Source organism: Rothia sp. HMSC069C10, assembly GCF_001812205.1.
Lineage (GTDB): Bacteria > Actinomycetota > Actinomycetes > Actinomycetales > Micrococcaceae > Rothia > Rothia mucilaginosa.
Genome location: NZ_KV808306.1, coordinates 43,049 through 56,361 on the forward strand (window position 1 = coordinate 43,049; position 13,313 = coordinate 56,361).

At 56.7% G+C, this 13,313-nt stretch carries 10 protein-coding genes and 1 tRNA gene; 10 read left to right on the top strand and 1 reads right to left on the bottom strand.

Going from position 1 to position 13,313, the window contains the following annotated elements:
- The coding region (locus HMPREF2842_RS08910; RefSeq protein ID WP_141752196.1) for an ATP-binding cassette domain-containing protein at nt 1-289 on the top strand (289 nt) is incomplete at its 5' end.
- A gap of 127 nt (nt 290-416) precedes the next feature.
- On the opposite strand, the gene HMPREF2842_RS08915 is transcribed toward HMPREF2842_RS08910, so the two are convergent.
- Nucleotides 417-1,040, bottom strand: coding sequence for a superoxide dismutase (locus HMPREF2842_RS08915; RefSeq protein ID WP_005507370.1), 624 nt, complete (start codon nt 1,038-1,040; stop codon nt 417-419).
- A gap of 1,488 nt (nt 1,041-2,528) precedes the next feature.
- Here HMPREF2842_RS08915 and HMPREF2842_RS08920 point away from each other — a divergent pair.
- The 9 genes from HMPREF2842_RS08920 (at nt 2,529) to HMPREF2842_RS08960 (ending at nt 13,312) form a co-directional block, all read left to right on the top strand.
- Nucleotides 2,529-3,080: a MarR family winged helix-turn-helix transcriptional regulator gene (locus HMPREF2842_RS08920; protein WP_083309233.1), complete on the top strand. Its 552-nt coding sequence runs from the start codon at nt 2,529-2,531 to the stop codon at nt 3,078-3,080.
- A gap of 513 nt (nt 3,081-3,593) precedes the next feature.
- Nucleotides 3,594-4,118 carry a ferritin gene (locus HMPREF2842_RS08925; protein ID WP_049341967.1) on the top strand — a complete coding sequence of 175 codons (525 nt, stop codon included), beginning with the start codon at nt 3,594-3,596 and terminating at the stop codon, nt 4,116-4,118.
- 245 nt (nt 4,119-4,363) lie between these two features.
- Nucleotides 4,364-5,716: a Na+/H+ antiporter NhaA gene (nhaA, locus tag HMPREF2842_RS08930; RefSeq protein ID WP_049341966.1), complete on the top strand. Its 1,353-nt coding sequence runs from the start codon at nt 4,364-4,366 to the stop codon at nt 5,714-5,716.
- A 52-nt stretch (nt 5,717-5,768) separates the two neighbouring features.
- Complete coding sequence (gene lysX / locus HMPREF2842_RS08935) at nt 5,769-9,122, top strand: bifunctional lysylphosphatidylglycerol synthetase/lysine--tRNA ligase LysX (protein ID WP_083309234.1); 3,354 nt, start codon at nt 5,769-5,771, stop codon at nt 9,120-9,122.
- Nucleotides 9,123-9,459: 337 nt separating this feature from the next.
- Nucleotides 9,460-11,022, top strand: coding sequence for an alanine/glycine:cation symporter family protein (locus HMPREF2842_RS08940; protein WP_070644380.1), 1,563 nt, complete (start codon nt 9,460-9,462; stop codon nt 11,020-11,022).
- 199 nt (nt 11,023-11,221) lie between these two features.
- Nucleotides 11,222-11,581, top strand: coding sequence for a PLDc N-terminal domain-containing protein (locus tag HMPREF2842_RS08945; protein WP_070644382.1), 360 nt, complete (start codon nt 11,222-11,224; stop codon nt 11,579-11,581).
- Nucleotides 11,582-11,669: 88 nt separating this feature from the next.
- Nucleotides 11,670-11,756 (top strand) — tRNA-Leu (locus tag HMPREF2842_RS08950).
- A 228-nt stretch (nt 11,757-11,984) separates the two neighbouring features.
- Nucleotides 11,985-12,848, top strand: a complete 864-nt coding sequence (locus HMPREF2842_RS08955) for an FhaA domain-containing protein (RefSeq protein WP_070644384.1) — start codon at nt 11,985-11,987, stop codon at nt 12,846-12,848.
- Nucleotides 12,848-13,312, top strand: a complete 465-nt coding sequence (locus HMPREF2842_RS08960) for an FHA domain-containing protein FhaB/FipA (protein ID WP_005507379.1) — start codon at nt 12,848-12,850, stop codon at nt 13,310-13,312. Before HMPREF2842_RS08955 ends, HMPREF2842_RS08960 begins: the two co-directional genes overlap by 1 nt.
- The last annotated feature ends 1 nt before the right edge of the window (nt 13,313 follow it).

The window sequence follows — 13,313 nt, forward strand, 5'->3', positions numbered from 1 at the left end:
GCATCTGCGTGACCAGTTGGCGCGCCTGCTTTTCCGCCGTGAGAGCGTGCACCATAAGACCGGTGAGCTCTCCGGCGGTGAGCGTTTCCGCGCAGCGGTGGCGCAGGTGCTTCTGGCAGATCCGGTGCCGCAGCTACTCATGCTGGATGAGCCGACGAATAACCTCGATATTTCTTCGGTGGATTGGCTGGTGCAGGCGCTCGAAGCCTACACCGGTGCGCTTATCGTGGTGAGCCATGATGAGGATTTCTGCCGCCGCATCCGCATTGACCGCACGCTGGCGCTCTAGGGTTCCACCCCCGGAGCAACATCTGAATACAACAAACGAGTGCCCGGCACCTCCGAATATGGAGGCGCCGGGCACCCGTTTCAGTTACCTCACCGCGGCCACTTCACCGCGCTGACGAAAATCTAGATTAGAGGACCAGGCCCTTGGTCTGGGACACTGCGCGCTCGAAGCGAGCCTGAACGTCAGCCCAGTTCACAATGTTCCAGAATGCCTTGACGTACTCGCCCTTGACGTTCTGGTAGTCCAGGTAGAATGCGTGCTCCCACATGTCCAGCTGCAGAACGGGGATCAGCGCAACGGAGATGTTGCCCTGCTGGTCGTAAAGCTGCTCGATGATGAGGCGCTTGCCAACGGTGTCCCATGCGAGGATTGCCCAGCCGGAGCCCTGAATGGTCAGTGCAACATTGGTGAAGTGCTCACGGAACTTGTCGAAGGAGCCGAAGAACTCGTCGATTGCTGCTGCCAGCTCGCCGGTGGGCTTGTCGCCACCCTCGGGGGACAGGTTGTTCCAGAAGATGGAGTGGTTGGTGTGGCCACCCAGGTTGAACGCCAGGTCCTTGGAGAGCTTGGAGACGTTGCCGTATGCACCGTTCTCGCGTGCCTCTTCAAGCTGCTCGAGAGCTGCGTTAGCGCCTGCAACGTATGCTGCATGGTGCTTGTCGTGGTGCAGCTCCATGATCTTTGCGGAGATGTGGGGCTCGAGCGCCGCGTAGTCGTAGGGGAGCTCGGGGAGGGTGTACTTTTCAGCCATGATGATGCCTTTCATTAGAAAACTTGGCTTGTATTAAAGATTACCAGCGTAGCGTTTACTTTACTTTTCATGAGTTGGGGAGCGTCACATTTATGTAAGACCTCGCTCGAGCCTGTGGATTTTAGGCGGAGACTTTTCCCCACAGCTGTGGAAAACCGTGTGTATCAACAGGCTATTTAAGGCTTACACCCCTTTCTGCCGCGAAATACCGGGGTATGCACTCATGTGAATAACAGTACTGTAAGTTCTCCACACTGTGGATAACTGCTGTGGATAACATCCTATTTTGGGGATGCGCAGGGGATAAACTACAGAATTTTTGCCCTCACTCGGGGCGTTTTTCCTTCTACTAGCCAAAATATTGGGCGCCGGCAGGGACGCCGAGCCCCCTTACACGCCGCTTAGCGCCGGAGGCGGTGGATTAAGTGCACAGGGTTATCCACAGGTGTGGAAACTCTGGCGTTCCGCGGATTTAAAGGTGAAAAGGTCTTCTATTTAAGAACTGACCCTCGGTTTTAACGGCTGTGAAAGCCTGTAATTACAAGAATTTTTCTGCAGAGCTCTTAAATTGGGCCCGTGGCGAGCCTCGATTCCGCTCCACCAAATCACACGGGCGTAAGTTCTCCACACTGTGGATAACCCCTGTGGATAACACTCCTGGCACGATACGGCACGACAATACCGCAGGTACGCAGTGTAGCCAGGCGGCGTAGCCACACTTGTATAGCTACATAACAGCACAGGTGTTTGCGCCTCCTCGTATGCTCCTCCCCCGGCTCGTACAGCGCTCTTGCTGATGCCGATATGAGGGTAAAGAAAAAGAGCACCCGACCATTGGATGCTCTTAGAGTGAGTTGATAGAAATTTGAGTTAAAAAGATACGGTACGGAATGCAGCCCAACCACGAACTGCACCCGCACCGCACATCCGTCGGTAGAAATACGAGTTACTCGTACACCGACGACAATCACCGATAAATAGAGAGTCGAACCTATCGAAGCGAGCTTCCGGTCTCGCCTCGGAGGCTTCCTTCGACCCCGTTATGTAATTAGTGTACACGGTTTCATTACGGTTGCAAAGCCAAAACCGAGATTTTTTTAAAATTTTTGTTACCGTTTCGTTATTTTTCGACCTCGGAACACTCTTTGCCGGCCCGAGAATTTTCTTCCACCACCCAAAAAACCCTGATATTCCGCGGAAGTTGGCATTATGCACGGAGGTGCTTCTTGGTATGGTCTCGTCTATACTTGTACCAGAAATCTTTTTAAATATGTCGTATTTCACTTGCTTACCCCGGGTATTTGCAGTCACTGCGTGCAAAAAGATACCCCTGGCACCCCTCAAAAAATTAGCACCAAAGTGTCAAGCATTACTTGACCGTACCAATTTTGAGTCACCTAGTCAGACCTTTCGCTACAATGGGTGCCAACACGCCACTTCTCTCTTTAATAAGAGAGCTCCATATCCGATAAAAGAGGAATCAATCCCGTGTCCATACCAACCACGTCTGCGCAGCGGTCTGACAATACCGCACACAGCGAATCCATCCAGTGGCTCTCCCAGCAAGAGCGAGAAGGGTGGCTCTTTATCAGCTCCATCATCTTCAGCCTCACCCGCAAACTGGAAAACCAGCTGCAGAGCGAAGCTGGCATTAGTTTTGTCGAATACATGGTGCTCGCGATGCTCTCCGAGTCCAAGGATCATTCCCTCACCATGACCGAGCTGGCAATTACTACCAACACCCTCCCGGCACGCCTCTCCCGCGTTGTAGCACGCCTGGAGAAGGATGGATACGTCCGCCGCTCCCTCAGTGTAGAAGACCGCCGCGTCAGCATCTGCCATTTGCTCCCCGCAGGCGAGCAGAAGGTGCAGGAGGTCGCACCCGGCCACGTGAGCGAAGTACGCCGCCAGATTTTCGACCACCTGACCACCGAACAGGTTGAGCATCTCGCAGAAATCGGCGAGGCAGTCCTCGGCAACACCCCCTCAAACGTCATCTCGATTGATGCACTGCAGCGTGGGGAATACCCCGCACACTAACCTCCTCCACCCCACAGAGGGATGAGAGTTGAGAGAACCAGAGATAAGGCACATTCCCATTGGGAACGTGCCTTATCTCTTTAAAGGCGCGCGCAGAACAACCTTTACGGAGGTGGTTGGGGGCGCATCGGGGTTCTAGCCACATCAGTTTCGCCGCATTTTCGAGAGATTTTTAAGATTTTTTGCGCCCTCTAGCCCCATGCGCAGGCACCCAACATGGTGTCTCTATGTTTACCTTGAGCCGTAGGGTTTGTGGTTTTTAAACCCGCTGTCTATCCCTGTTAAACCGCGAAATCTCAAGGAAACACACCCAATACCACACAATCCAAAGAAAGTATTCAGGGCATCCACACTAAGGGTTGTGGTGACAATATGTCAGGGGTACCTTATCTGATTCACCGATTAGCCTTTTCTCTCTGTACATGGCGCACCCCACCCCTTACGATAAATATCAACAGGTTGCACCGCGCCATCCCGGCACCCAAAAGCAACCACCATATAAGGAGAAACCATATGTCTAAGTCTTTCTACGACCTTCTGAACGAGCAGATCGGCCACGAGTTCGCTGCATCCCACCAGTACCTGTCCATGGCTATCTGGCTCGACGGTGAGGACCTGCCCCAGCTGGCTAAGTTCTTCTACCAGCAGTCCCTCGAAGAGCGCGAGCACGCACTCATGATGGTTCAGTACAAGCTGGACCGCGGCCACAAGGTCGAGATCCCCGCTGTTCCCGCTGTCAAGAACGACTTCGAGAACGTTCAGGAAATCGTTGACATGTCCCTGGCACAGGAGAAGGCTGTCACCGGTCAGATCGAGGCCCTGTTCTCCGCAGCACGCGCTGAGAACTACGCACTGGGCGAGCAGTTCATCCTCTGGTTCCTGAAGGAACAGGTTGAGGAAGTTGCAACCATGGAGACCCTGGTGACCATCGTGAAGCGCGCAAACGGCAACCTCTTCGACCTGGAGAACTACGTTGCACGCGAGCTGGCACACGACCACGGTCAGGAGTCCGGCGCACCCGCAATCGCTGGTTCCTAATCTTGCGTTCAGGCGGCTAGACACCTAGTCGACCACGCAGAATACCTGCAGAAATACTAAAACGTTCCGCCCTCACCGCACCACGCGGCGAGGGCGGAACGTTTATGCATATACGCCATAAAAGCACACCGCGGTGCACCGTCCAGGAGCTAAAAGCCGCCAGCCGGTACTCGAATACTCATACAGTGCAGAGTAAACTTAAAAGCCTTAGATGCCGCATAATATCGCGGCAGAAAGAGGAGAGAATGACTCACACCAACCCAGATACCCTCAGCCGCGGCTCATATAGCAACTCACGCCGCGTAGCCGACATTCTGCGTGCAGAATCAGTCGGCGGTACCGTACTTCTGATTGCGACGGTGCTGGCAGTAGTACTCGCCAACACCCCCGCATCCACCTTCTACTTTGGTCTGCGAGACACCGTTGTTGGTCCGGTCATCCCCGGCTTCAACCACCTGCAGATGAGCATCGGAACCTGGGCAGCAGACGGTCTGCTCGTCGTTTTCTTCTTCCTCACCGGCCTGGAGCTGAAGAAGGAATTCGTGATTGGTGACCTCAAGTCGCCCTCCACCGCTATTGTGCCGATTGCGGCCGCCTTCGGTGGCGTGGCAGTGCCCGCGATTATCTACACGGCGCTGAACTTCACCAGCCCCACCGCTCTGCACGGCTGGGCGATCCCCACCGCAACCGATATTGCGTTCGCGGTGTCTGTTCTCGCCGCCGTGGGTACTTTCCTCCCCTCGGCGATGCGTGTCTTCCTGCTGACCCTGGCAGTGGTCGATGACCTGATTGCGATCTGCATTATCGCGATCTTCTACACCAATAACTTCCACGGCGAGTACCTGCTCTTCGCGCTCATTCCCCTCGCTCTTTTTGCGTTCATTGCCTACCGCGGTGAGACCATGCTGCACCTGAAGCCGCTGGCTGCCTGGCTGCTACTTCTGCCCCTGGGTATTATCACCTGGGCGCTCTTCCTCGAGTCCGGTATTCACGCGACCATTTCCGGTGTGGTTCTCGGCTTCCTGGTGCCCGTGAAGATGTCCGCTCGCTCTGAGGCGGCACAGGCTGAACACGGTCTTGCAGAGGTGCTGGAGCACCGATTCCGTCCCCTCTCTACCGGCATCTGCGTGCCGATTTTCGCATTCTTCAGCGCGGGTGTGGCTGTGGGCGGTTTTGAAGGCCTCGGACGCGCCCTCACCGACTCGGTGGCGGTCGGCATTATGGTCGCACTGGTTGCCGGTAAAACCATCGGTATTTTCGGCACCACCTGGCTCGTGACTCGCTTCAAGAACGCTAACCTCGATCCGGACATCGCATGGATTGACGTGATCGGTCTGGCTGCAACCGGCGGTATCGGCTTCACCGTGTCCCTGCTGGTCGCTGAGCTGTCCTTCCCGCACGGCTCTCCGCACACCGAAGACGCAAAGATTGCGATTCTCGTTGGCTCTGTTCTGGCTGCCATTGTGGGCGCGGCTATCCTGTCTCGCCGTAACAAGCACTACCGTGCCCTGGCTGAGAAGGAAAGCGTGGACGCTGACGACAACGGCATCCCCGACGTCTTCGAGGGCACCTACCGTGACCCGAAGGCTGAAGCCTAGCCAGAACCTCTAAGGTCTACTACCTTCTCTACACCCCGATTCCTCGCTGATAATGATGTCTCACCGCACTACCTCACGTCGCCGTACAGCACGAGCAAGACAGGCGCCTGCGCCTCCCTCAAGGTATGCAGAGATATCAGCACGCGTGGTGATCGGGGTGTATTCTTTTGCCGCGCTACTGACCACGTTCGCGTGGATTATCTCTCCTCTGCGGCACGGTCGCGGCTTCACTTGGTGGGAAGTCACCGCTGACCTGCTGAATATTCCCTCCACGCACACGCTACCCAGCGCCATTACGATGATTGTGCTTGTGTCCGGGCTGATTGTGCGCAAGCGTGCCGCTCTCATTGCCGCCATCGTTTTTCAGGTGCTTGGCGCGCTGATTGCGACCCATAGCGCCTTCACGCTGGTGTTCCCCGCGGGGATTATGCCGAAGGACCGTATTTTCTCCTCGACGGTCGATACGCTCTCCATCGTGTTTGCGTGTGCGCTGGTGCCTTTCCTTTTCTCGATTCGTTCGGCGTTCCCGGCACGCATTGGTCGCCTCTCGTGGGCGGGTGCGGCGGCTACGGCTGTTGGCGGCATCCTGCTGACTACTCTGGTGCTCTGGTACCTCTGCCGTATTGGTGTGTGGGAGCCGCTGCGTTTCATCACCCCGTGGGAGCTACTCATGCACGGCATGGGTATTGAGCGTACGCATCCTGGCGTGTGGTCTGCTGATGTGGTGGCTTTCTTGGCGTCTTTTGGTTACGGTGCCTCGCTGGTTGCGGCGCTGTATCTGTTGGCTCGCGGTTATCGTGCCCCGGATGCGTGGACCGGCGAGAAGGAGCTGAAGATCCGCGCCCTGCTGCAGCAGTACGGTGCCAATGATTCGCTCTCATATTTTGCGACGCGTCGCGATAAGCAGGTGATTTTCTCTCCGGATCAGAGGGCGGCGATTACGTACCGTTCGGTGGGTTCGGTGTGTTTGGCGTCGAGCGACCCGGTGGGTGACCCGGATTCGTGGGATGCCGCGATTGAGCAGTGGATGTTGCAGGCGCGTAGTTACGGTTGGGTTCCTGCGGCGCTGAGCGTGAGTGAGGCGGGTGCGCGCGCCTATAACCGTGCGGGTCTGTCGATTATTCAGATGGGTGAGGAGGCGGTCCTTGAGGCGGACCGTTTCACGCTCAATGACACGTCGATGCTACCGGTGCGTCAGGCGGTTCAGCGTGTGCGTCGCGGCGGGTACACGGCGCAGATGCGTCGCTTTGCGGAGTTGGATGAGCAGCAGCGTCAGCAGGTTGCGGAGAATATTTCGGCGTGGCGTCATGGGCGTGTGGAGCGCGGCTTCTCGATGGCGCTGAATCGTGTGAATGATCCGGCGGATTCTTCGTCTGTTCTGGTGTCGGCTCATGATGAGGCTGATCAGATGGTGGCTCTGCTGTCGTTCGTCCCGTGGGGTCCTACGGGGCTGTCTTTGGATGTGATGCGCCGCTCCCCTGAGGCACCTAATGGTGTGGTGGAGTTTATGGTGGCCTCGCTGATGGAGCAGGCGGCGTCTTTGGGTGTGCGTCGGGTGTCGCTGAATTTTGCGATGTTCGGCCATATTTTTGAGGCTGCTGATCAGGTGGGTGCGTCGGCATGGAACCGTTTCGCGTCCCGCTCTTTGGGTGTGCTGGATCGTTTTCTGCAGTTGCGCCGCCTGTATCGTTTCAATCTGAAGTTTGCCCCGCTGTGGGTTCCTCGTTTTTTGGCGACGGAGCCGACGTTGGCGATGGCAAATGTTGTGGTTGCGGCGGGTATGGCGGAGGGCTTTTTGCCGAATCTGTCGGCGCGCCGTTTGCAGAATCAGGAGCAGGTTCTTTCTGCAGATGAGCTGGAGGCTCTTCACCAGATGCAGCTCGCTACTATGGAAGAGCTTCCTGAGGTGTCGCGTAGCGATCAGACTCAGCACCGTCTGCGCCATCTGGAGGCGCTGCGTGCGGCGGGCATGGAGCCGTATCCGCTGGGTGGTTCTTTGGGCAGTACCAGTGCTCCTGTACTGGGCGTGAAGGATGCCCTGCGTATATTCTCTTCTGAAAATATTCCAAATTCGGAATTCATGGTTTCGGGGCGTATTCGCGCGCTTCGCAACCATGGTGGAGTCCTCTTTGCAACTCTGATTGAAGGGGGTGAAACCCTGCAGGTCGTCATGGAGCGCAGCCTGGTGGGCGAGCGCCCGCTGAGCCTCGCCTCCCGCAACCTGGATACCGGTGACATCATCACCGTGCGGGGCACCTACGGGGCGAGCCGTAACGGTACCCAATCGCTGATTGCCACCTCCTGGCACATGGCGTCGAAGAGCCTGCACCCCATCCCCTTCGACTCCTTTACTGACCCGGAGGCGCGTCTGCGTCGCCGTTCCACGGACCTGTTGGTGCATCCGGATCAGATGCAGAATCTGCGTCTGCGTACCGCGGTCATTAAGGCATTGCGTGCCCGGCTGGATGCGGAGGGTTTCCTTGAGGTGGAGACCCCGATTCTGCATACGGTGCACGGTGGCGCGAGCGCGCGCCCGTTCCGCACGTATATCAATGCCTATGGCGAGGATTTGACGCTGCGTATTGCGCCGGAGCTGTATTTGAAGCGTCTGGTGGTGGGCGGTAGCGGTCCGGTGTATGAGCTGGGTCGTGATTTCCGCAATGAGGGCGCTGATGCGACCCATAATCCGGAGTTTACGGTGCTTGAGGCGTATCGTCCGTATGCGGATTATGTGCAGATGCGCGAGTTGACGGAGCGTCTGATTAAGGATGCCGCTCAGGCGGTGTTTGGTTCGGTGTCGTTGCCGCTGGGTCGTAAGGCTTCGAGCGAGCGCACGGTATCTGATGTGTCGGGTCCGTGGCGTGTGGTGTCGGTGTGTGATGCTCTGTCGGAGGCGCTGGGTCGCCGAGTGGATGTGCAGAAGACGGATTTTGAGGAGTTGCTGGCTTTGGCGCAGCAGCACGGTGTGCGTGTTCACGAGGGTATGGGTCCGGGTGCCATCGTTGAGGAGCTGTATGGTGAGCTGGTTGAGGCACATACGGTGGAGCCGACGTTCTATACGGATTTCCCTGCCGAGACGAGTCCGCTTGCGGCGCCGCATCGTAGTGTTCCGGGTTTGGCGGAGCGTTGGGATTTGGTGATTAACGGCATGGAGATGGGCTGTGCTTATTCTGAGCTGGCGGACCCGCTGGTGCAGCGTGAGCGTCTGACGGAGCAGTCGTTGAAGGCGGCTTCGGGTGATCTGGAGGCGATGGAGGTGGATGAGGATTTCCTCTACGCCTTGGAGACGGGTATGCCGCCGACGGGTGGTTTGGGTCTGGGCGTGGACCGTTTGGTGATGCTGTTGGCTCAGACGCAGATTCGTGGGGTGTTGTCGTTCCCGTTTGTGAAGCCTGAACGCTCATAGCCCATCCGATGCCCCCGCTTCTCCGCTAAGCCCGGTGCGAGGTTTTGTGCCTTGTACCGGGCTTTTTGTGCCCGCCCTGCCGGTGCCGTCAACACCTCCACGGAGTCTATATTTACTCTGCCCATATATTAAGTATTCGTTACATTTTGGCTTGGGCCCCTTTTTTAAGTTGCTCCGTGAGGGTTGCGCACCCCACAATGAGGTGACTAATCATACGGAGTGTATCTGTCTCCGTTACGCGGCTTTGAGTCCGCGCCACCCAGCAATGTAGCCCACACGTTGTCCGTCTTTCGGATTTGAGCGTGCGGGCTTTTTGCTTTCAAGATTGGAGTGCCGAGTGGATTTTCTTCTGAATATCATCGGGGACATTAATACGCAGACTGCGGAACTGACTTCCTCCGTGGATGCCGTGCAGAACTGGATGTGGAGTAATTTCCTCTACTACGCTCTGATTGCGGCTGGTCTGTACATTACGATCCGTACTCGCGGTGTGCAGTGGCGTTCCATTAAGGAAATGGTCCGTGTCCTGGGTGACCCGGTTGCTCGTGAGGCTGACGGTAAGAAGAGCATTTCTTCGTTCCGTGCGTTTACTGTTTCGGCGGCTTCTCGTGTGGGTACCGGTACTGTTGCGGGTGTTGCTTTGGCTATTGCTATGGGTGGCCCGGGTGCTGTGTTCTGGATGTGGGTTATTGCTGCTGTTGGTGCGGCTTCTGCTTTTGCGGAGTCCCTTCTGGGTCAGCTGTATAAGGAGCGCGGTAAGGATTCCTATATTGGTGGTCCGGCGTACTACATGAAGCGCGGCCTGAATGCTCCGTGGATGGGTTACATCTTCGTGGCGTTCATTGTGGTCACTTATGCGTTTGTGTTTGTGGCGGTTCAGACGAATGCTGTGGTCGATGCTGCGGCGAACTCGTTCAGCATTGATGTTTCGGGTACTAACTCGATGGGCTTCCGCATCACTATTGGTCTGATTATGGTGGCTTTGACCGCGGCTATTATTTTCGGTGGTATTCGCGCGATTTCTTCGGTGACTGAGTGGCTGGTGCCAATTATGGCGGTACTGTATCTGCTGCTGGGTCTGCTGGTTGTTCTGCTGAACATTGGCAAGGTTCCGGAGATGCTGCTGATGATTTTCCAGGGTGCTTTTGGCATCAAGGAGTTCGTGACCGGTGGCGCGATGGGTGCCGTGATTTGGGGTATGAAGCGTGGCCTGCTGACTAACGAGGCGGGTATGGGTACTGCTCCGAACGCTGGTGCGACCGCTACTATTTCTCACCCGGCTAAGCAGGGTTACGTGCAGACTTTGGGTGTTTACTTTGACACGATGATGGCGTGTACTGTGACTGCGTTTATTGTTCTGCTGTCGAACCCGACTTATGGTGATCGTTCGCGTGGTGCGTCGCTGACTCAGTCGGCGCTGGCTATGCAGCTGGGCGATTGGGCGGTTCACTTCCTGACTATCGCGATTTTCATGTTTGCGTTCTCGACTGTGATTGGTAACTACTACTACGGCGAGTCGAATATGCGTTTCGTGACTGAGCGTAAGCTGCCGATGAATATTTTCCGTGCACTGGTTCTGGTATTCGTGTTCTTCGGTGCGATTTCTTCGCTGGATCTGGTGTGGACTACTGCGGATATGTTGAATGCCGGCATGGTGATTGTGAACTTGACGGCGGTTCTGTTGATGACTCCGCAGGTTGTTGCGGTGTTGAAGAACTATGAGGCTCAGCGTAAGGCTGGTTTGGAGCCGATTTTCAAGGCTTCGGATATGCCTGAGTTGAAGAATCTTGCGGCGTGGGATGGTACTGATGCGGTGACTACCCGTGAGTTCTGGGCTGAGTATGATGCGAAGGCTGCTGAGCGTCGTGCTGCGAAGAAGGCTAAGAAGATTAGCCGCTAGTTTGTGAGCTACACGCAGGTTTCTGTGTAAGGCTTTGTGGAGGGTCCGTCCTGCTGTGTTGCGGGGCGGGCCCTTTTGCGTGCTTGAGGGGCGTATGGGGCTGCCCATCGGGGTAGGCTCTGAACACCTCCTTGAACTACCCTGAGGGCTTGTGGATTCCTCCGGGTCTGTATGCTTAGGAAGGATATTAGGAGGGCTTATGGATTGGCGTGCCGTACTGGAGCTGGTGGTCACGGTTGTATTTCTGGCAGGTATTGCGTTGGCGCTATTGTGCTTGGTGACGATTCATCGGAACCCGCATTTTTCGGAGGTACAGAAGCTGAAGTGGCTTCTGCTGGTGCTGTGCCTGCCGTATGTGGGTCCGGTGACGTGGTTGTTGCGTGCGCGTTTGGAGCGTATTGACCGGGAGCGTGCTGAACAGGAGCGTATGGCGCGGGAGCGGGGTTCCGCGGTTGCGTCCGATGCGGCTGCTTCCGGTGGAGCGTCTGATAGTGCCCCGGATAGCGCCTCCGATAGTGCTTCAGAGTCTCTTTCTGACACCCCCACCAACACTAAGTAACGAAGGTCACACACTCTCGATTGGACAGCACCGCATGCAGTCCGTATAGTTTTATGTGTTGCCTGCGGTGATACACCGTAAGACACATGCGCGAGTGGCGGAATAGGCAGACGCGCACGGTTCAGGTCCGTGTGCCCGTGAGGGCGTGGGGGTTCAACTCCCCCCTCGCGCACCAACGATCCCCGGTTCGAAAGAACCGGGGATTTTTTCATATCCATAACCAATTCCCCGCTAAATGACGGGGTTCCAGAGCGATGGCGAGTGCATCACCTAAAATAGAACCGGGTGTGTTCATTCACAGGACACACAGCTAACGCACAGACACGCTCGTTAAACTGAGCCTTTCGGATAAAGACCGTTTGCGCGGTCTGTTGCTCGGAATGGTCGTTGAGAAGGAGGCGGCATGAAGTTTTTCGACAAGCTGGGCAAGCTGGAGCAAGGCATCGGCCGCACTGTCGGCCTTTCCAAGGGCTTCGGCACCTTTGCGAAGGCGGATGTTGCTAACCGCGTCCGCATCATGATGGATGACGAGTCCTACGTGGACGGCAGTGGCCGCACTATGGCTCCTAATGTCTATACTCTCCGTTTCGCACCGGTTGATTTCCCTCGCGTGCGCGAGTGGGGCAACCCGTTCGCTGTTGAGCTGTGCGATTTGGCGATTTCGCACGCCCGCGCGCAGGGTTACACCCTCATTGGCGCGGTTCGCGTGACGTTCAACGTTCTTGATTCTCTCTCTGAGGGCGAGTTTGAGGTTGTTGCGACCTTCGAGCCGTTCTCTGTACCGGAGGCTCCGGCGTCCCCGTCTCTGCGCGGCGCTACTAACTATGCACCGGTGCGTCCGCCGCGTGAGTCTTCTTTGCCGACCCGCATTACTAAGCCGGCTGCTCAGCCGGCTCAGCCTGCACCCAGCCCTGCGCCTCAGCAGGCTCCTGCGCCTCGCCTGAACATGCCTGTAGCGTCCCCCGCGGCGGCTCCCCGTTTCTTCTTGGAGATTGAGGGTCGCATGCACCCGGTGAACCACCTGCCGTTTGTGCTGGGCCGCGGTTCTGATGCTGATTTTCGTCTGGACGATAAGGGTGTTTCTCGCCGTCACCTGCAGCTTTCGATGCAGGGTGGTGCGGTGGTCGCCTCCGATATGGGTTCTACCAACGGCACGTTGATTAATGGTGCGCCTCTGCGTGCGCCGGTGGTGCTGGCGAACGGTTCGCTGCTTCGCATGGGTAATACCCGCATCATCTTCCATAGTTCGACCGGAGGTGTCCGTTAATGGCGTCTGAATTGACCGTTACTATCCTTCGTTACGCTTTTCTGGCTCTGATTTGGTTCTTTGTTTTCCTGGTGGTTTCGGCGGCTCGCCGTGACCTTGGTTTGGGTAAGAACTATCGTGCGGCACCGGTTGATGCGGTTCCGGAGGCTACCCATATTGCACCTCCGCCGACTCGCCCTTCGCAGCTTGTGATTACTGCCGGTGCGCAGGCTGGCGCGATGATGCAGCTGGGGGACCACCCGATTACTATTGGCCGCGCTAATGACATTGAGGTGTCCCTGCAGGATGATTACGCCTCGGGTCGCCATGCGCGCCTGTTCCCTCAGGGTTCCCGTTGGTTCCTTGAGGATTTGAATTCTACTAATGGTACGTTCGTCAATGGCGAGCGTCTGACTCGTGCGACCCCGATTGAGCCCGGTGATGATTTCCGCGTTGGCGGTACCACCATGCAGTTGAGGGGCTAGT